This window comes from Lachnoclostridium sp. An131 (assembly GCF_002160825.1).
Classification (GTDB): domain Bacteria; phylum Bacillota; class Clostridia; order Lachnospirales; family Lachnospiraceae; genus Laedolimicola.
Window position 1 is genome coordinate 1 of sequence record NZ_NFLI01000024.1, and the last position, 19,125, is coordinate 19,125.

The following is a 19,125-nucleotide window of genomic DNA, read 5'->3' on the forward strand; positions in this document are numbered from 1 at the left end:
GATGAAGTAAACGAATTGTCAGTTGATATGAAAGAGAGTGTTCCTAAAGCAAAATGGTTCCGGACTCATTTTCTCAATCATACAGCTGAGAGTTCGTTTTTTCAAGTTTATATATTTCCAATCTGCTCCCTGATAGCAAGGATCTTTCGTACCGTAGAATTCCGGGTAATCGTTCCATGCAGGGCTTCCGCGTATCTCTGGACTTCCTTCTGTTTCTGGGTATATCGCTTCCTTTGCGGCTCATCAATCATTCCGTCTGTTCCCGTTGCTTCCATAGCCATAGCTGACAGTTCCCGTTCCCGGCGGTAATTCACCAGTTCAACTACCTTTTCGCGTCCATAGTTCCGTATAAAGCATCTCAGCCTGCACATACGGTCTGTGCCTGTCTCGCTCCATCCCATCGGACGGGAACTCATTCTCTCGGAATATACACTGCTCACATGACCTTCCGCGCTGCATCCCAATACATGCCTGTCATGAAACGCACGCTGGATAGACTCCCAGTTTCCAGTCAGATAAGTCCGGCATTCTTCCACGGCACGCTCACTTCCGGCGCAATGGCTTTTGATCCGTGTCAGCAGCTTCTTCGCCGCCAGGAGTTTATTCTTGTAAATGTATTTATAAAACCTGCCTTTTGTCAGATTCTCCTCCTCCGGTGTGTACCGCGCCACGCGGTTGATATATTTCATCAGGTGGAACCGGTCTGCCACAAGCTTACTCTTTCCCACATAGTTTACAGCAGCCCGAATCCAGCTGGCCCCGTCGCTATTGATATAGACACATTTCAAAGCATCCTGGTCATAGTGTTCCCGGATGTAGGTATCCACCTCTTCCCACAGAGCAGCATTTTGAGCCGTCCCTGCGTAAAGCCCGCCAAAATAAAACGGCGAGACCAGCTTTCTCCTGCCGTTTCCAGCCTCTTCTTTTCCTTCAAAAAGATAGACCAGCTTTCCCATAAAACACCCCTGCTCTTTTCCATCCGCCTGTCGGTGGATATGATCTTCATCCGCTTCGATATAGAGATATTCGCACGCTTTCTTTTCCTTTGGCAGCTCTTCCATTTCCGGAATCTCTTTTTCAATAGAGTGTACTTTATTCATGACCGTTGTTTTTGTAATGGTCTGTCCGTTTGTCTTTATCGACTCTGCCGCATGCTGATAAGAATGGGCTTCTGCTTCATTTAACACTTTCGCTTCTGCAACAGGCGTGAACCTTTCCCGTTCCGGAAGCCGGATCAGTTCATCCAGCAGGCACCGTGTCCTGCCCTTATTATCCCTATACAGCGTATGTGTGAATGTGATATCGCCTGCGCTGGAAATCAAAGTCCGCTGCCGCCTTCTCTGTATGGTATAACTGCTTTTTCGCTTCCCGCTTTCCCGAATCAGCTTATCCGCATTCGTCAGAGCCAGTCCAAGAAAATCCGCAGCCATCTTATCCGTTAATTCATGCACAGTCTCTTCAAATGCAGAGAACGTATCCAAATGTTCCAAAAAATCTTCTTCCGCATCTAACAACCCGCTGACAAGAACCTTGATTAATGTTATAATATCCATGAGTATTGGTACTCCTTTCGGTTTTGTTTTTTTCGTCGAAATCATTATACCTCAAGGAGCCAATACTCTTTTTATTTATTTTTTATCAACTGACTATTTCTTTACTCCAACCTTCTGAAATCCCATGTCTGTCCCTTCACGGACAGGGTCCGCCCGGATTCGGACTTGACGTCCGCCCCGGGACAGACCCTGTCCGCGAAGAGGCCAGAGCATCGGGATTTTCAGAAGCCTTCGTATCGCCACCGGCCGGAAGTTCCGTCAGCCGGACTTGACATCCTTCCGCCTCCGGAGTATACTCCTGATAGTCACATAGCGTAATGCTAGGGGAGCCTGAGGCTGAGAAAACACAGTTGTGTTGACCCTCACTACTTGAACCGGTTAATACCGGCGTAAGGAAGCAGCTTTTCGTATCCCCTCCTGTGATATTTTCATTACAAAGGAGGATTTTTTATGTCACTTTTTGTCAATCAGGTTACCGATGAATGGGGAACCTCTTATTCTCTGACCGGTCTGGGCTACGGTGCCCTCGTCGTTCTGATGCTGGCGCTTCTGCTTCTGGCCTGCTATCTTTCCGGAGAGAAAAAGATCAAAACAAAGCATCTGGTCTTTTCAGCAGTTGCCATGGCACTTGGAATGATTACTTCCTTCCTGAAGCTTTTCGAGGCTCCCATGGGCGGCTCCGTCACACTGTTTTCCATGCTTTTCATCTGCTGTATCGGATACTGGTACGGACTGCGCACCGGCCTTATGACCGGCGTGGCCTACGGCCTGCTGCAGCTGATTTCTGATCCCTACATCATCAGCCTTCCGCAGATGATTACCGATTACCTGCTGGCATTCGGCGCTCTTGGGCTGTCCGGCCTGTTCTGCAACAAAAAGTACGGCTTGATCAAGGGCTATATCGCGGGTGTTCTTGGCCGTTACTTCTTTGCATTCCTTTCCGGACTTATCTTTTTCGCGTCCTACGCGGACGGAACCGGCATGAGCGCTCCGGTATATTCTCTGGCTTACAATGGAGCTTATCTGGGACTGGAGGCGCTGATTACTCTGATTGTTCTGGCAATTCCGGCTGTGAATCAGGCGTTTGCGAAGGTGAAGGAGATGGCCACGGCTTCTTAAAGGCGGCTTCTGAAATCCCATGTCTGTCCCTTCACGGACAGGGTCCGTCCCGGATTCGGACTGAAAAGTCCGCCCCGGATCAGACCCTGTCCGCGAAGAGGCCAGAACATCGGGATTATAAGAAGCCTTCGGTCTGTCTCAGGAGCAAAAGCTTTCTCCCGCCGTTTCAGGCTGAACGCAGATACCTTTACCCCTCAAAGAGCATCCACAGGCCAAATATTGCAACAAGCACCCCTATAACTCTTCCAAGGCGGTTCGTCTTCACGTATCCAAACATCGCATATGTTTCCGGGGTACAGTAGGGAAACAGGACAACAGTAAGCCCTAGCAAAAGCATCCCGCAGCCCGCTGTGAGCTTTCCGCTTTCCTTTTCTCCGGCGCCCAGGAACGCACTGGAAAGTACCAGCAGAACAGAAACGATGATGCCTGCTGCAAACCATTTCATATTCTTTCTGACGCTTTCAAGCGCCGTCCTGTGCTTGTCCCGGCATTCAGAGGAACAATATAGCTCCTCCTCTTTTCCGTCCCCGGAACCATAACAGCTCTTTCCTTCCAGTTTCTTCCCGCAATAGCTGCATATCTTTCTTCCTGCCATGTTACACCTCCAGCCTCTTTATAAATCCAGCAGATTACTGCTATTGAATTCTCACATCGACATCTTCTGCCGTAATGTACAGAACCATCTCTTCCTCCGTCGGGTTCTGCATACAGACGCCAATCCGAAACCATGCGCCTTTTTCCACATAATCATATTTTTCTTCTTCTCCCTGAGCAAGATACAGAGCTTCATCGTAAGCGTTCTCTTCTCTACACTCTGTCACAAGCAGCCGGACTCTTACCCCCTGCATTTCGCCATCGTAGGACAGCTTCAGCTCATGATTCCGCGGCGATATTTCCTCTTCCGAATATACCACCTCTTCCTCACTGCCCGCCGGAATCACAATCCGGACGGCGCTGCTCTGCTCCGAGCATCCAGACAGTAAGACTGCAGATATCAGCGTTAGTATCCAATAAGCACCCCTTTTCATACTTCACACCTCCACATGACTGTTCATTATTACCTCCGCCCGGGCTTGTCCGGCAGTCTGATATGCTGCGGCAAACAACTATTTCTACTTGAATATCACTACTTGATCTTCTGATTCAACAGTTCTATACTTAGAACCGAAAAATACATAGGAAAAGAGGAATCAACATTGAGTACCCAAACCAGCCAGCGTCAGCTGGACATGCTTCATGGTCCTATCTGGAATAAAATACCGCAGTTTGCCCTTCCGGTGGCGGCCACTGCCATTCTGGAGCAGCTGTTTAACGCCTCGGATGTAGCTGTCGTCGGAAATTTCACCGGCGCGGAAAGCACCCTTGCCGTGGCAGCCGTAGGTTCAAACAGTTCCATCATCAGCCTGATTGTCAATCTTTTCATCGGAATCGCCCTGGGCAGCAACGTGGTCATCGCCCACGCTATCGGTCACGGAGACAAAGCTTCTGTACACAAGGCTGTTCATACCTCGATTGTAGCAGCCGTGCTTGGAGGCGCCGCCGTCACCGTAATTGGCGAGCTTGCTGCCGCCCCTCTGCTTGGCCTGCTCCATGTGCCGGATGAAGTCTTCCCCCTGGCACTTCTGTATCTGCGGATTTACCTTCTGGGAATGCCAGTAATCCTTTTATATAACTTCGAAGCAGCCATTTTCCGCAGTGTGGGCGAGACAAAAATTCCTCTGCTTGCTCTGGCGGCATCCGGCGTCTTGAATGTAATCCTGAACCTGTTTTTCGTCATTGTACTGCACATGACCGTAAATGGCGTAGCTACCGCCACCGTAATCTCAAACGCAGTCAGCTCACTGATTCTGTACCGCAGACTCCGTCACACGGAACTGGAAATCCGCGTGGAACCCCGCAGCCTGCGGATCGACCCCGCAAGCCTCCGCCGTATTCTTCAGATCGGCCTGCCGGCCGGAATTCAGACTGCGGTATTCTCCGTAGCAAATATTGTGATCCAGTCTGCTATCAACAGTCTGGGAACCATCGTCATGGCAGCGTCCAGCGCAGCCTACAACATAGAAGTCTTTACCTATGACATACTCAATTCCTTCAGCCAGGCCTGCACCACCTTTGTCGGCCAGAACTTCGGAGCCGGCAAGCCCCAGCGGTGCAAAAAAACGCTGCTGCTCTGTCTGGGAGAAGGCATCTGCATCCTGGGCTTGGCAATTGCTGCCATCCTTTTCTGGGGAAAACCGCTGCTCTCCATTTTCGACAGCAATCCGGAGGTAATCGAGACAGGCTATATCCGTCTGATGATGGTGGTATCTGCCCATGCTTTCAGCCTTCTCTATGAGGTGATGGCCGGATATCTCCGGGGCTTCGGCATTTCACTTGCGCCCGCTGTCATCACCACCATCTGCGTATGCGGCATCCGGTTCGGATGGATACAGCTTGTCTTTCCGCAGAATCCGACCTTCTGGACCATTATGACCGTCTACCCGGTCAGCCTTGCGGCCACTGCGCTGGCTATCTTTTTGGCGCTGGCCTATTACCGGCCAGCCCGAAGGTTCACTGCAGTACAGAAAATCAAGGCAGGAAATTAAACGCAGCCTCACTTTCTTCCGTCTCAGACAAAAACAAAGGCTTTCCGCTCTCCACATGTCTGGCCTCTTTTTTGACAGCGTATGCCCGAATCAGACCTTCAGGTCCGATCCGGACATACGCTGTCAGAAAGGGGACGGACATGGGATGCGGAAAGCCGCCTACATTCTTGAGGGCGCCTCAAACCCCAGCACGTCGATACACGTCTCCAGCACTCTCTTCGTCAGCACCAGAAGAGAAACCAGTCCTGCTCTCTTCTCTTCATCCTCTTCCCCGAGAATCTTCGTCTCATGATAAAATTTGTTAAAGCTGTTCGCCAGCTCATAGATATACGCGCAGACCTTATGAGGGGCAAGCTCCTCAAACGCATTCTCCAGCACGCCGTTAAACCGTGCCAGCAGAAGCTCCAGGGCCTTCTGGCTTTCATTCTCCGCAGCCGGAATCCGGCCCTTCTCCGGATCGCCTCCCTGCGCCTGATATTTATTCAGAATCGACTTGATGCGGACGATCGTATACAGGATATAGGGACCTGTATTTCCCTCAAAGGAAGTAAAGCGGTCCACGTCAAAGACATAATCCTTTGAAGCCTGATTGGACAAATCTCCATACTTGATAGCGGAAAGTCCTACGATCTTGGCAGTCTCCCTCGCCTCCTCCGGCGAGATATCCGGATTTTCTGCAATCTTCTGATACATTTTCTCATCGATATCGGCAATCAGGTACTCCAGACGCATAACGCCGCCGTCGCGGGTCTTGAAGGGCTTGCCGTCCCTGCCGTTCATCGTGCCGAAGCCCAGGAATTCAAGCTCTGTCTCCGGCTTTACGATGCCGGTCTTTTTCGCGCAGCGGAACACCTGAATAAAATGCATCTCCTGGCGCTTGTCCACTACATAGATGACCTCGTCCGGGTCAAAAAGCTTCCGGCGCTCCACCAGCGTCGCCAGATCCGTCGTCGTATAGAGGGACGCCCCGTCCGATTTCAGAATCATACAGGGAGGAACCTCCTTGGTATCCGTCTCCTCCTTCACATCCACTACAAGGGCGCCGCTGCTCTCATAGGCATAGCCCTCCTTTTTCAGGCGGTCTACCATGTCAGGGATATAGGGCTGCGCATCGGACTCGCCCTTCCAGAGATCAAACTCCACATTCAGATTCTCATAGTTGCGCTTTAAGTCTGCCACAGACACATTCAAAATGTGCCGCAGAACGGCCTGATAGCCTCTGTGTCCATGCTGAACCAGATAGGTGGCATGCATGGCCTCTTCCTTGTACGCCTCATCCTCCTTGGAACGGGCGCTGGCCGCCGGATAAATCTCCTCCAGCTCAGAAATCGTAAAAGGCGCCTCCTTGGGATATTCTCCCGTATAATTTTCATCAAAATATACAAGCTCAGGCTTTCTGTGCTTCAGCTCCGTGATGATCAGTCCCATCTGAAGGCCCCAGTCACCCAGATGAATGTCGCCGATCACCTTATGGCCTGCAAAGCGTCCCAGACGCTTCACACTCTCGCCGATGATGGCAGAACGTAAGTGTCCCACGTGAAGCGGCTTCGCTACATTCGGTCCGCCGTAATCGATGATAATCGTCTTTGGATGCTCCGTCTTTTCACAGCCCAGACGCTCATCCTCCTGCATAGCCTGAAGATAGTCCCGCACGAAATCCGGAGAAAGCTTCAGGTTGAGAAAGCCCGGATTTACCGCGCTCACCTCGGAAAACATCGCGTTCTCCTGCAGCCTTTCCGCTGCCTGGGAAGCAATCTGGATAGGCGCGCAGCGATATTTCTTTGCGCCCGCCATAGCTCCGTTGCACTGATATTCACAAAGATCCGGACGGTTGGAAAGGGTCACCTTTCCGTAATCCGCCTCATAGCCTGCGGCCTCAAAGGCCCCGGATACGGCTGCTGTGATCTGATCCAGCAATTTTTTCATAAACTCATTCTCCTCTTCCGGAGGCAATCAGCGCCTCCACTTCTTCTCTCTCGGGCATAACCCTGAGCGCTCCCTTGCGCGTAGTGACAATAGACGCCGCCGCATTGGCAAAGGTCAGCATTTCCTTCAGATTTTCTTCCGTAAAATCTGCGAAACCGTGATCCAGAATAAAATTCAGCATGCCTGCGCAGAAGGTATCGCCGGCTCCTGTAGTCTCGATCGTATTCTTCTGAATAAAGCCCGGACAGCTCACCGCAAGCTGTCTGTAATATGCCCGGCTTCCGCCTTTTCCCATCGTAATGCAGATAAGCGGGATATCATAACGGGCTCTCACCGCTTCCACGCCCTTATCCAGATCCGTTTCCCCTGTGATAAACTCCAGCTCTTCCTCTGACATCTTGACCGCAGAGCATTTTGAAAGGCCAAACCAGATCTGCTCCTTCGCCTCCTCCAGAGAATCCCACAGCGGCGGCCGCAGATTCGGATCAAAGGTCACGGTAACTCCATGCTTTCCGGCATACTCCAGGGCCTGGATGGTAGCGCTGCGTACAGGCTCATCCGTAAGCGAAAGCGTTCCGAAATGGAAAATACGGCTTTCCGCAATCTGGCTTTCCTGCACCTCGGAAGCCTCCAGCATCATATCTGCTCCAGGCTTGCGGTAGAACGAAAAATCCCGGTCTCCATCCTCAAAGGTATGAACCAGAGCCAGAGTCGTGTGCACCTTTGGATCCAGAAGCAGGTTTTCCGTCCCGATTCCAAGCTCCTCCAGAGTAGACTTCAGAGTTTTTCCAAACTGATCCTCCCCTACTTTTCCGATAAAATTCGTCTTTTTCCCAAGGCGGTTCAGCATTGCAAGCACGTTGCAGGGCGCTCCCCCCGGATTGGCCTCAAAAAGCGGGTTGCCCTGCTCGCTCAAACCACTGGAGGTGAAATCAATCAAAAGCTCTCCGAGAGCCGTCACATCGTATTTTTTTCCCATTCCTGTCTTCCTCTCTTTCCGGCGTCAAAGCCGTCTGTCTTTGCTGTCTTTTCGCTCACAGCCGCCTTCACAGACAGCACCGCCCCTTCTTTAAATCCCCTTAATTCTCCCAGGACGCTTTACTTTCCTGCCCGGACTTATTATAATACACTTATTATATTGAAAACACAAGCAAAAATCAAGCCGCGATTCCATGCCGGGCCAGCGCCTCCGCATGAACAGCGCTGCGGCAGAGAGGGGTTTTAAATGAAACTGATTTCCTGGAATGTAAACGGCCTCCGGGCCTGTATGGGAAAAAACTTTATGGAGGATTTTCAGAAGCTGGACGCAGACATTTTCTGCCTGCAGGAGACAAAGCTTCAGGAAGGGCAGATTTCGCTTGATCTGCCCGGTTACCATCAATATTGGAACTACGCTGAGAAAAAGGGATACAGCGGAACAGCCATCTTCACAAAGGAAGAGCCTCTGTCCGTCTCCTACGGAATCGGCGTCGAAGAGCACGATCACGAGGGCCGGGTAATTACCCTGGAATACCCGGATTTTTATTTTATCACGGTATACACTCCCAATTCTCAGGAGGGTCTGAAGCGCCTGGACTACCGGATGAAGTGGGAGGATGATTTTCTCGCCTACATCCAGAAGCTGGATGCCACGAAGCCTGTGATCTGGTGCGGCGACCTGAATGTGGCCCATCAGGAAATCGATCTGAAAAATCCAAAGACCAACCGGAAAAACGCGGGCTTCACAGACGAGGAACGGGCAAAAATGACCCATGTGCTGGAGTCCGGCTTTATCGACACCTTCCGTTATTTCTATCCGGATGCAGAGGGAATCTATTCCTGGTGGTCCTACCGTTTTAAGGCCAGAGAAAAGAACGCAGGCTGGCGCATCGACTATTTTCTGGTCTCTGAGCGTCTGAAGGACCGGCTGGAGGACGCGAGGATCCATACGGAAATCTTTGGTTCAGACCACTGCCCGGTAGAGCTGACTCTGAAATAGCAAAGGAGGATACGGTCCATGAAAAAGCTGCTTCTTGTCATCGATATGCAGAACGACTTTATCGACGGTTCGCTCGGCACAAAGGAAGCGCAAAAGATTCTTCCCGCTGTCATCGAAAAGGTCCGCGAGTTTGACGGAGATGTGATTTTTACGCGTGATACGCATTTTGAAAACTATATGGAAACGCAGGAAGGAAGACGCCTGCCGGTTCCTCACTGCATCAAAGGCACAGCCGGCTGGGAGCTGGCGCCGGAGCTGGAAAGGCTGCGGGCGAAAAGAAACGCTCCTGTCTTTGACAAGCTGACCTTCGGCTGCAGGGAACTGCCGGCTTATCTTGCAGAATCCTATCCCGAGGGTCTGGAATCCGCAGAGCTCATTGGTGTCTGCACAGACATCTGCGTCATTTCCAACGCCCTGCTGCTGAAGGCCTTCTTTCCAGAGCTCCCTGTCAGCGTCACGGCCTCCCTCTGCGCCGGCGTGACGCCGGAAAGCCACGAGAATGCTCTCAAAGCTATGAAAATGTGCCAGATTGAGGTTCGACAGGAGTAAGATACGTAGTATGTGTATGCTGCAGAGCTTTGCTGTAGATGCAGAACAGCTGACAGGAGCATTCACCCCTTCCCATTCCATCAGAAAAACAATCGCCAAAAGCATGCCGCCCGTCCAGTCACAAGGATACCGGGCGGCTTCCCTTTTCGTCACCGCTCATTTTATCCTTCAGGATACTCTGTCCAGCTATAAAACACAAAAAAAGCTCCTGAAAACCAGGAGCTTTTCTCAAAGCTGGAAAAGAGACTTGAACTCTCGACCCCTTCATTACGAGTGAAGTGCTCTACCGACTGAGCTATTCCAGCTTGCTTGCGTCAGCATTTGATATTATAATCTATCCAGAAGCTTTTGTAAAGAGGTAAATTTCATGAATACTAAATTTTTTTGCTCATTTATGTGTTATCTGAAAATGGCTGCCCCTCGACCCGCCCGGCTTCTCTGCACCGCTGCAGGACTTCTTATAGTTCTCTGCCTGTCTGCCGGATGCCAAAAGCCCTCCGGCACACAAAAAACGGGACAGCTCACTCAAAGCGGAATATCCGGACAGCTGGCGGAAAGTACGCAGGCAGAGCTTGACAGGCAGCAAGAAGCAGCCATTCTGGACGAAGCGCCACAGCCCGATAGAGCTGACGAAGAAGCAACCGATGGATATCTGGTAGCCATTGACCCGGGACACCAGCAGAAAGGAAATTCCGAACAGGAGCCGATAGGGCCTGGCGCTTCTGAGACAAAAGCCAAGACGGCCGGAGGGACTGCAGGCACAGCAAGCGGTCTTGCAGAGTATGAGCTGACTCTTCAGGTGGCCCTTAAGCTGAAAGCTGAGCTTGTGTCACGGGGCTATGAGGTGCTGATGATTCGCGAGACCAACGATGTAAACATCAGCAATGCCGAACGGGCGCAGATAGCAAACGACGCACAGGCAGATGCATTTCTCCGCATTCACGCGGATGGTTCCAGCGACAGCTCCGCAAACGGAATTACAACCATCTGCCCCACGCCGGACAACCCTTACACACCGGAAATCTATGAAAGCAGCCGGGCGCTGTCTCAGGCGGTGCTGGACGCCATGGCAGAAGCCACCGGGGCCAGGAAACGTTATGTCTGGGAGACAGACACCATGAGCGGCATTAACTGGTGCCAGGTTCCTGTCACCATCGTAGAAATGGGCTTTATGACCAACCCTCAGGAGGATCTTCTGATGGCCTCGGAGGAATACCAGCAGAAGCTTGCGGAAGGCATGGCTGACGGCCTGGATGCTTATTTCGGCAGATAGGCCCTGCGAACCTGCCCTGCCCTCTCTTGTGCCATCAATGCTTTTTCTGCTGCGAATATATCCTTAAGGCTTCTTCCTGAAAACAGCAGAATTTTCGCGGATTTTGCAGGGTTTTCAAACATTTTCTGCAGTTTAGAAATATTTTAGACTTCCTCAATTTTTTATTAAGACTCCAGACACATATTAGTCACAACCGTACTGTATGATAATACCATCAGATAACACAAAAGGGGCTGCCGGTGCTGCTTCGGTGCCGACCAGCTTCGACAAAACACAACAGGGATTTTTCCCGTTTACATATACGAGCAGCGGCAACTGAATTTCACAGTGTCTCTGCTCATTTTGATTTGTTTTTTGAATTAAAGGCACAAAATGGGATTTTATTCCTCTCATATAAACAAGCGGCACTATGCATACTAAAACTGTATCTCATAATCTGCCGCAGACAGTCTGTGGAAAAAGGAGGAAATTATCATGACTACAAACAAAAACGAGTGCATTGCCTGTACTGTAAACAACTGCGCTTATCATGCCCAGAAGGAAAATTACTGTACACTCAATAAGATCCAGGTCGGAACCCACGAAATGAATCCGACGAAAGCAGAGTGTACAGACTGCCAGTCCTTTGTGAGCAAGGTAGACAGCGCCTTATAAAGCAGGCATAAAACGCTGAACCTGCAAAATGGACCAGCCGGGAAGCTGACGCTTCCCGGCTGATTCATTCTGCCGGCTCACCACGGCCTCTTGCCTTTCCTTCCACATTTCAAGCCTTACCACAGCGCGCTGTATCTGGGATTTTCCGGATCATTTCCGGTTCCGTTAAACCACAGTACCAGATTCTGAATTTCTTCCTGATTCTCTGCCAGATCCTCATCCACTGCAAAGACCATGGTATAGGTCTGGCTGTCCCCTGCCTCCATATGGCGCCAAAAATACTGCGAATCATTCATGGTATCTGCTGTTTGATTCAGGTAAAAGCAGCTGCCGTCCCTCTGAAGGCTATAGTCTTCACTTGGAACCGCGGCATAACGATCCGAAGCCTGCACCAGCCGGCCGTTTTCATTTTCTTCCAGACGTATCAGCACTGCGTCAAAGGGCGTTCCATTGTCCCATTCGTCGTAAGCCTTCTCCTGGCGTACTGTCGCCGTTACAGCCAGGAACTTCACACCCATCTCCTTCTCCTCCACGATCTGTGCGTTTTCATCCAGTGTGTAACGCAGATAGGGCTTATGGGTGCCATCCTCATTCAGCCAGGCTTCCAGCTCTTCCCTGTCGCAGACTCCGTCCGGATTAAACCCAGGCACCTCATAGAGACTGTCATAAAAGGCTGCTTCTTCCACCGTATAGCTGGCGCCTATGAAATCTGACACATCCAGAGTCTCTCCCACAGCCGTAATATCTTCCGGGGCCACGCCGCGGTTTACCGCAGCCTCCCAGGCTTCCTGAGCCTCTTTCTCAAGCCGTGCTTCCTCTGCCTTCTCTTCCTCTGTCATATAGGCCAGATCCGGATTTTCCGTCACCGTAATCGTCAGGCTCTCAGCCACCTTCTCAAGCTCCTCCATGGAGACCGCATAATCCCCCCACACCCAGAGTACATAGCCGTCTTCGGGATTGAACATGTAGATGTCCTTTGACTTCCGGTTTTTTTCCGCATCCTGATAGGTAATCAGATGGGCTTCCATCCCCTGGATCGTGGTTTTCTCCACCTTCTCCACTCCGGTAAAGTCCATTGTCTGGCAGTAATAGTCAATATCTGCCATGTTCATGGCCCAGATAGTGATATCCCTTCCATCCTCCTTCCCGGAGCCGTACTTATCTCCGTCCTTCACTGTCATATCCTCCGGCAGATACTCCGGAACCGCCGTCACCTCCACCGGCTTCAGCTCGTAATTGACCTCAAAGGTATAGCTGGCAGTGCTGTCGGTTTCTTCTACCTGCTTTGTAAAATGGCCTACTGCCGCCGCGACGCCCAGGCCGCAGAGCAGAATCATGGCAGCCGCCAGTGCAATTGCCGCTGAGGGTTTCAGCACACGCCTGGAGCCTGAAGCCTCCTGGCCCCGTGCTTTCAGCCGTTCTGCCCTTTCTGCCTTCTCGGTCTTTTCCTGTCCTCCCTGTGCCGCTCTGCTCCGGGCCCGTACGATGTCATAGGCCGCTTCTATCTTCCGCTGCGTCTCTTCCGGAATCACCAGCTCCTGGTTCAGAATGTTTTCTGTACTTTCATTCTCTCTTTTAAGCATCTGTCCTTCTCCTCTCTATACTACCAACGGAAAAAAGCTTTTCTTAATCTTCTCCCTGCCCCGCTGAAGTCTGGCCTTCACCGTAGTCTCCCTTATATGAAGCAATTCTGCAATCTCTCTGGTTCGAAATCCCCACACATAGAACAGAATCATCAGCTTTCTGTCTTCTTCATTTAAGGGCTCCAGATATTCCAGAAATGCCCGGTTATCCTCCGGCATTCCGCTTCCTGCTCTGACCACATCATCCCTATCCAAAGCTTCCAGTTCTCCTACAAGCCCGCTCCTCTGGTTCTGCTTTCGGATATTGCTGCAGTTATGAATCAGAATCCGCACCAGCCAGGTTTTAAAGTACCGCGGCTCCCTCAGAGTATCCAAATGTTCAAAGCAGTCCAGAATCGTCTCCGATATGGCGTCTGCCACATCCTCTTCCCGTACGAGCCAGGCTTTGGCGGTTTTGTACAGGGACTGCTTATTCTGCTCCATCAGCTCCACAAACGCATCTGCGTCTCCGTTCCCGGCCCGCAGGATGAGCCTTGCCGTCTTATCACGTTCCATACTGAGCCTCCTTTGTATCAGTGGAATGTACATTCTACTTATTAGACCACAAAACAGAGGGTTTGGATACATGAATCAGAAAAAATTCAATCCAGGACATATAAAAAGCGAACCTCCCGTGATCTGCCTGCCGGCTGACCGCAGCCATATTTCTTCACAAATCCAGAAAAGCTTTCATACCAAAAACAGCGTCCGGTACACGACAGAGCTCTGCCGTCTGTATACCGACGCTGTTTTCCCAATCCGTACTTGCCCGGATAAATATTAAGTACTTACAAGATCTCCAGTCTCTTCAGCAATTCCTTCTGATATTCCCTGTCCCGCAAGGCCTTCTGCAGATCCTCCATGCGGTCTGATTCCAGCAGCTTCTGCATTAAAAGAGTAATCCTGTCCTCCCCCTGCTGAATTCCTTGCTGAATCCCTTGTTGAATTCCCTGCTGAATTCCCTGCTGAATCCCTTGCTGCATGCCCTCCTGCATACCCTGCTTAAAGCCTTCTGCTCTTCCTTCCTCCAGTCCGAGTTCAATTGCTTCTTTCCGAAGATATTCTCTCTCCGCTTTCTCATCATATTCTGTCAACAGCATTTTCCGCACCTCCATCTTACTTTTACTCAGAATGTCAGCCAGTATTCCCTGTTCTATACAGGTGTCAATTCCCTGATCCACAGCATCCTCAAGCAGCATACCGGCTCTCAGGTTACGGCGGATTTCATCTTTGCCCTGCTTCAGAAAGGAATCTGACAGCAGCAGCTGTGTCTGATCAGGCTCCTCTTTTGTACCGTTGTAGAATACCACATATCTGGGAAATGGCAGCGGAAGTCTTTTCCCGATCCCGGTCAGACGATATCCGTTCTTCTGCAGATATCTCTGATATAAATCGGCAAAATATAAAAAACCCCGCAGCGGCATATTTTCGTTCCATGTGCTCTGATGCTCATACAGATTCATGGAAGAGCACAGCAGAAAGGAAAGATCATTTTTCATGCCCAGATAAAGCACATTTTCCAGCGTATTGATTTCCAGCTCTTTTGTATCTTTGTAATCTGTCCCGTTTATCGCATTGTACAGCTCCAGCAAATCCTTTTTGTCACGAAAAACAAAGCGAAACAGCCTGTCTTTGTATTTGCGGTTTATCTTCTGTCTGGTTTTGAAATTGTACCGCTTTCCTGCCACCCGGTCAGTTTCTCCTTTCATTATACGTTTTTGATGTCTGCTTTGCAAGATTAGAAAACGACGGTCAAAGGCATCAGCTCCTTTATGGAAATTTCAGCTTTGGGAATGGAAAAACACCAAAATCCATCGGAATCACCATGCCCGATGGATTTTGGCGCCACTCAGTTGCGCTTTTGAAAATACATCTGCTTTTCTGCCGTACAGAATTTTTTACGTTCTCTCTTTATACCACACCATGGATTCATAGGGCCGAAGCGTCCACACTCCATCCTCTGAAGCTGGATTTCCGTCCGCGTAATTGCTTAAGATACAGCGGTATCCTTCCATATCCAAACCAGATTTCCAAGTGCATTCCTTTCCGTAGAAATTATTCACCACGATCAGGTCCTGCTTCTCATATGTCCGCCTGTAGGCCAGCACAGAAGGATGCTTTTCCGCCAGAGGCAGGAAGGAGCCGTAAGCGATCACATCCAGCTCTTTCCGCATCCGTACCAGCTTCCGGTAGTGGTTGAAGATGGAATCCTCATCCTCCACCTGGGAAGCCGCGTTGATGCGGTCATGATTGGCATTGACGCCGATCCAGGGCTCCTGCTCAGAAGCCGCATCCGTAAAGCCCGCGTACTTACTGTCATCCCACTGCATGGGTGTGCGGCCATTGTCACGGGAATGGATCTGGACGATACGCAGTGCATCCCGGGCCGCCAGCCCCTTATCCTGAAGAATCTGGTAGTAGTTCAGGCTTTCCACATCACGGAACTGGCTGATATCGGTAAAATCCGTATTTGTCATGCCGATTTCCTCACCCTGATAGATGTAAGGCGTGCCGCGCATACAATGAATCACGGTTCCCAGCATCTTGGCTGACTCCTTCCAGAGCGATCCCTCATTTCCGAAGCGGGAAACCGGCCTGGGCTGATCATGGTTGCACCAGAATACGGCGTTCCAGGCATGGTGCTCTTCCATCTTCGTCTGCCAGGTAAACAGAATGTCCTTCAGCTTTCCGAAGTCTGCCGGAACCAGCACCCATTTTTCATTTCCCATGAAATCCACCTTCAGGTGGTGGAAGCTGAACACCATGGACAGCTCCTGGGTGTCCGCGCCTGCATAGGAATAGCAGTTCTCAATAGAGGTGCTGGACATCTCGCCCACCGTGATGATCTCCGCGTCCGTACCGAAGGTGGCCTGGTTCAGCTCATGGAGGTATTTGTGGACATTGGGGCCGTCGGTGTAATATTTCCGGCCGTCGCCTGTCTCGTCGTCCTCAAAGCAGCTCTTGCTGATCAGGTTGACCACATCGAAGCGGAAGCCCTTCACGCCCTTCTCCATCCAGAACCGAATCACCTTCTGGAGCTCTTTTCTCACATTTTCATTGTCCCAGTTCAGATCCGGCTGGGTCACATGGAACAGATGCAGATAATATTCATCAAACTTCTCCACGTACTCCCAGGCATTTCCGCCGAACTTGCTCTCCCAGTTGGTGGGAGGCTCCCCGTTCTCCTTTCCCTTGCGGAAGAAAAAGAAATCCTTGTAATAGGAATCTCCCTCCATGGCTTTGCGGAACCACTCGTGGCGGCTGGATACATGGTTGAATACCATGTCAAACATCAACCGGATGCCCCGCTTACCTGCCTCTGCGATCAGTTCCTCCAAGTCCTCCATGGTGCCGTATCTGGGGTCAATGTTGTAATAATCCTCCACATCGTAGCCATTGTCATTCTGGGGAGACACGAAAAACGGAGTCATCCAGATATAATCCACGCCAAGCTTCTGAAGATAATCCAGCTTTCCGATGACGCCCCGCAGATCGCCGAAGCCGTCGCCGTTGCTGTCGCAGAATGATTTCGGATAAATCTGATAAACCGTGCTTTTCTTAAAATCCTGTGCCATATGCTTTCCCTTTCTTTTTGTCTGTCCCGTCTGCCGGGACGAAAAGATCCTCAGGTTTCCTGAAAGGGACAGCCGCATGTTTCTGCGGCCATCTCCTATATGGTTATCTGTCTTTTATCTGAGCTGTCTTATTCGTAAGTAATAACTGTAGTCTCCGCTGCTTTTGCTTCTACACCGGAATGCATAGCTACATTTTTCGCGCTTCCTTCGCCGGTCACAATCAGCATTGTAGTCAGCGGATGGCCTGCTGCTTTGATCTTCTCCGGGTCAAACTGAATCAGCGGGTCGCCTGTGCGGACCTTCTGTCCCTCATCTACAAAGAGCTGGAAGCCGTCTCCGTTCATATCTACCGTATCGATTCCCACATGAATCAGAAGCTCCAGGCCGTTTGCCAAGGTCAGGCCGCAGGCATGGCCGCTCTCCTTCATTACTACTGTGACCGTGGCGTCAGCGGGCGCCTTCACCACTGTATCTTCTGGCTCAATAGCCACGCCGTCACCCATAATCCTCTGGGAAAATACATGATCATCTACTTCTTCAATCGGAATCACACGTCCGCTTAACACAGACTTGATTTCTCCGGTCAGCTCCGTCTCATTTCCGGCAGAAGCGTTCTCTGCCTGTACGCTCTGGGAACCGTTTTCTTCTATCTGTTCTGCCGCGCTGCTGTCAGTTCCAGCCGCCGCGCTGTCTGTCTTTCCGCGCTCTGCCGCCGTCAGCTTTCTGCTTCCCACAATCAGAGTCAGCACAAAGGGTACGACAACCGCGATGGCCATCGCCGCCAGGAAGGGCAGGTAATAGGGCGTCTTAATGGAAAGGATGCCCGGAAGGCCGCCGACGCCGATGCTGAAGGCCTGCACGCCGAAGCCTACCGATACCATCGCTGCGATACAGGAACCAATCATACCGCATACCAGCGGGAAGCCGTACTTCAGATTCACACCGAAGAGAGCCGGCTCGGTAACGCCCAGATAGCAGGAAATGCATGCAGGGACATTGACCTGCTGCGCACGCTCGTTTTTCTTCTGAAGCACGGACATGGCAAGCACGCTGGATCCCTGAGCGATATTGGAAAGGGCAATCATAGGCCACAGGATCGTTCCATCATAAGTATTTACCAGCTGAGAGTCGATGGCATTCGTCATATGGTGAAGTCCGGTCATAACCAGCGGAGCGTACAGAAGGCCGAATACTCCCGCGAACAGCCATCCGAAGCTGGAGAACAGGCCGTTGTAAACCACATTTGCCAGAGCGTCGCCGATCCTCCAGCCAATCGGTCCTACTACCGTGTGCGCAATCACCACAGCCGGAACCAGGGAACAGAAGGGAACCACAATCATGCTCACCACTTCCGGGCAGTGCTTCTTGAAGAACTTCTCCAGGAACACCAGCACAAAGCCTGCCAGCATGGCCGAGATTACCTGTCCCTGATATCCGATCATCTGTACCTGGGCGAAGCCGAAATCCCAGACCGGAATATCAGCCGCCGGCGTGGAGGCTACGGAAAATCCGTTCAGAAGCTGGGGAGATACCAGCGTCAGTCCAAGAATAATACCAAGGATCTGGGTCGTTCCCATTTTCTTCGTGATAGACCACACGATGCCTACCGGAAGCATATGGAAGACCGCCTCGCCAATCAGCCAGAGAAAATCGTACAGGCCCGCCCAGAACTGGGAAATATCCGCCAGGCTCTGGGTGCCGCCTGCAAAGAAATTAATTTCACCGATAACATTCCGGAATCCCAGAATAAGACCGCCGCAGATCAGGGCCGGAATCAGCGGGGCGAAGATCTCGCCAAGAGCTCCCATGACACGCTGTACCGGATTCTGTCCCGTCTTGGCCGCCGCCTTGACTGCATCCTTGCTGACTCCCTCGATGCCCGCATAAGCGGTAAATTCATTGTAAAAAACAGCTACGTCATTTCCGATAATGACCTGATACTGTCCGGCCTGTGTAAAGGTGCCCTTTACGCTCGGAATACTTTCGATTGCCTTCTCGTCCGCCTTCTTCGGATCCACAAGAACAAAACGCATACGCGTCATGCAGTGGGATACCGCCTGAATGTTCTCCTTGCCGCCAATAAGCTTCAGGAGCTGTTCCACATCATCTCTGTACTTACCCATAAGATTTTCCTTCCTCTCCTTTTCTATTCACACCAGACTCCCCCTGCCCCGTCCTGCTGCTGTCTGGCTTTGGGTACATGTTTGAACAACCATAGAATAGCACTCTTGTTTAAACATGTCAATAGGTTTTCCGCAAATTTGTTTAAACATGTTAAAATTCGTTTAAAA

16 protein-coding genes, 1 tRNA gene and 1 riboswitch are annotated in these 19,125 nt (G+C 51.0%); of the genes, 6 read left to right on the top strand and 11 right to left on the bottom strand.

The genetic code is table 11. From position 1 onward, the window contains the following. Positions 1–107 precede the first annotated feature (107 nt). Positions 108–1,553, bottom strand: a complete 1,446-nt coding sequence (locus B5E77_RS15600) for an ISLre2 family transposase (protein WP_162609722.1) — start codon at positions 1,551–1,553, stop codon at positions 108–110. 312 nt (positions 1,554–1,865) lie between these two features. Continuing rightward, positions 1,866–1,966: riboswitch (TPP riboswitch) on the top strand. 37 nt (positions 1,967–2,003) lie between these two features. Between B5E77_RS15600 and thiT the strand changes: the two genes are divergently transcribed. After that, positions 2,004–2,672, top strand: coding sequence for an energy-coupled thiamine transporter ThiT (gene thiT, locus B5E77_RS15605; protein ID WP_087166294.1), 669 nt, complete (start codon positions 2,004–2,006; stop codon positions 2,670–2,672). A 187-nt stretch (positions 2,673–2,859) separates the two neighbouring features. On the opposite strand, the gene B5E77_RS15610 is transcribed toward thiT, so the two are convergent. Further along, complete coding sequence (locus tag B5E77_RS15610; protein WP_087166295.1) at positions 2,860–3,267, bottom strand: hypothetical protein; 408 nt, start codon at positions 3,265–3,267, stop codon at positions 2,860–2,862. A gap of 40 nt (positions 3,268–3,307) precedes the next feature. Beyond that, entirely contained in the window at positions 3,308–3,700 is a 393-nt protein-coding gene (locus tag B5E77_RS15615) for a hypothetical protein (protein ID WP_087166296.1), read from the bottom strand. Positions 3,701–3,868: 168 nt separating this feature from the next. Between B5E77_RS15615 and B5E77_RS15620 the strand changes: the two genes are divergently transcribed. Further along, entirely contained in the window at positions 3,869–5,257 is a 1,389-nt protein-coding gene (locus B5E77_RS15620; RefSeq protein ID WP_242963779.1) for an MATE family efflux transporter, read from the top strand. A 159-nt stretch (positions 5,258–5,416) separates the two neighbouring features. Here the strand turns inward: B5E77_RS15620 and argS are convergent, their stop codons facing one another. Continuing rightward, positions 5,417–7,183: an arginine--tRNA ligase gene (argS, locus tag B5E77_RS15625; protein ID WP_087166320.1), complete on the bottom strand. Its 1,767-nt coding sequence runs from the start codon at positions 7,181–7,183 to the stop codon at positions 5,417–5,419. Between the two features lie 4 nt (positions 7,184–7,187). Further along, complete coding sequence (locus B5E77_RS15630; RefSeq protein WP_087166297.1) at positions 7,188–8,162, bottom strand: carbohydrate kinase family protein; 975 nt, start codon at positions 8,160–8,162, stop codon at positions 7,188–7,190. Between the two features lie 246 nt (positions 8,163–8,408). Here B5E77_RS15630 and B5E77_RS15635 point away from each other — a divergent pair, with 246 nt between their 5' ends. Both B5E77_RS15635 and B5E77_RS15640 read left to right on the top strand, forming a co-directional pair. After that, positions 8,409–9,161, top strand: coding sequence for an exodeoxyribonuclease III (locus tag B5E77_RS15635; RefSeq protein ID WP_087166298.1), 753 nt, complete (start codon positions 8,409–8,411; stop codon positions 9,159–9,161). A gap of 18 nt (positions 9,162–9,179) precedes the next feature. Continuing rightward, positions 9,180–9,710 (top strand): cysteine hydrolase family protein, encoded by a 531-nt coding sequence (locus B5E77_RS15640; protein ID WP_087166299.1) that lies wholly within the window; start codon positions 9,180–9,182, stop codon positions 9,708–9,710. Between the two features lie 232 nt (positions 9,711–9,942). Here the strand turns inward: B5E77_RS15640 and B5E77_RS15645 are convergent. Continuing rightward, positions 9,943–10,015 (bottom strand) — tRNA-Thr (locus tag B5E77_RS15645). A gap of 62 nt (positions 10,016–10,077) precedes the next feature. On the opposite strand from B5E77_RS15645, the gene B5E77_RS15650 reads away from it, so the two are divergent. Together B5E77_RS15650 and B5E77_RS15655 are read left to right on the top strand one after the other, a co-directional pair. Next, positions 10,078–10,983 carry an N-acetylmuramoyl-L-alanine amidase family protein gene (locus tag B5E77_RS15650; protein ID WP_204248074.1) on the top strand — a complete coding sequence of 302 codons (906 nt, stop codon included), beginning with the start codon at positions 10,078–10,080 and terminating at the stop codon, positions 10,981–10,983. Positions 10,984–11,457: 474 nt separating this feature from the next. Next, positions 11,458–11,637, top strand: a complete 180-nt coding sequence (locus B5E77_RS15655) for a DUF1540 domain-containing protein (protein ID WP_087166300.1) — start codon at positions 11,458–11,460, stop codon at positions 11,635–11,637. 116 nt (positions 11,638–11,753) lie between these two features. Here B5E77_RS15655 and B5E77_RS15660 read toward each other — a convergent pair whose 3' ends face one another. From B5E77_RS15660 to treP, 5 genes are all read right to left on the bottom strand, one after another. Beyond that, the gene (locus B5E77_RS15660; protein WP_087166301.1) at positions 11,754–13,220 is read right to left on the bottom strand and encodes a DUF4367 domain-containing protein; all 1,467 of its coding nucleotides are present in this window, start codon (positions 13,218–13,220) and stop codon (positions 11,754–11,756) included. 15 nt (positions 13,221–13,235) lie between these two features. After that, positions 13,236–13,775, bottom strand: a complete 540-nt coding sequence (locus tag B5E77_RS15665) for a sigma-70 family RNA polymerase sigma factor (RefSeq protein WP_162609723.1) — start codon at positions 13,773–13,775, stop codon at positions 13,236–13,238. A gap of 272 nt (positions 13,776–14,047) precedes the next feature. After that, entirely contained in the window at positions 14,048–14,947 is a 900-nt protein-coding gene (locus B5E77_RS15675; protein WP_242963781.1) for a hypothetical protein, read from the bottom strand. A 210-nt stretch (positions 14,948–15,157) separates the two neighbouring features. Next, the gene (treC, locus tag B5E77_RS15680; protein WP_087166322.1) at positions 15,158–16,834 is read right to left on the bottom strand and encodes an alpha,alpha-phosphotrehalase; all 1,677 of its coding nucleotides are present in this window, start codon (positions 16,832–16,834) and stop codon (positions 15,158–15,160) included. 128 nt (positions 16,835–16,962) lie between these two features. Beyond that, a complete protein-coding gene (gene treP, locus B5E77_RS15685) occupies positions 16,963–18,957 on the bottom strand; it encodes a PTS system trehalose-specific EIIBC component (RefSeq protein ID WP_087166305.1) in 1,995 nt (664 codons plus the stop codon). Positions 18,958–19,125: the final 168 nt, after the last annotated feature.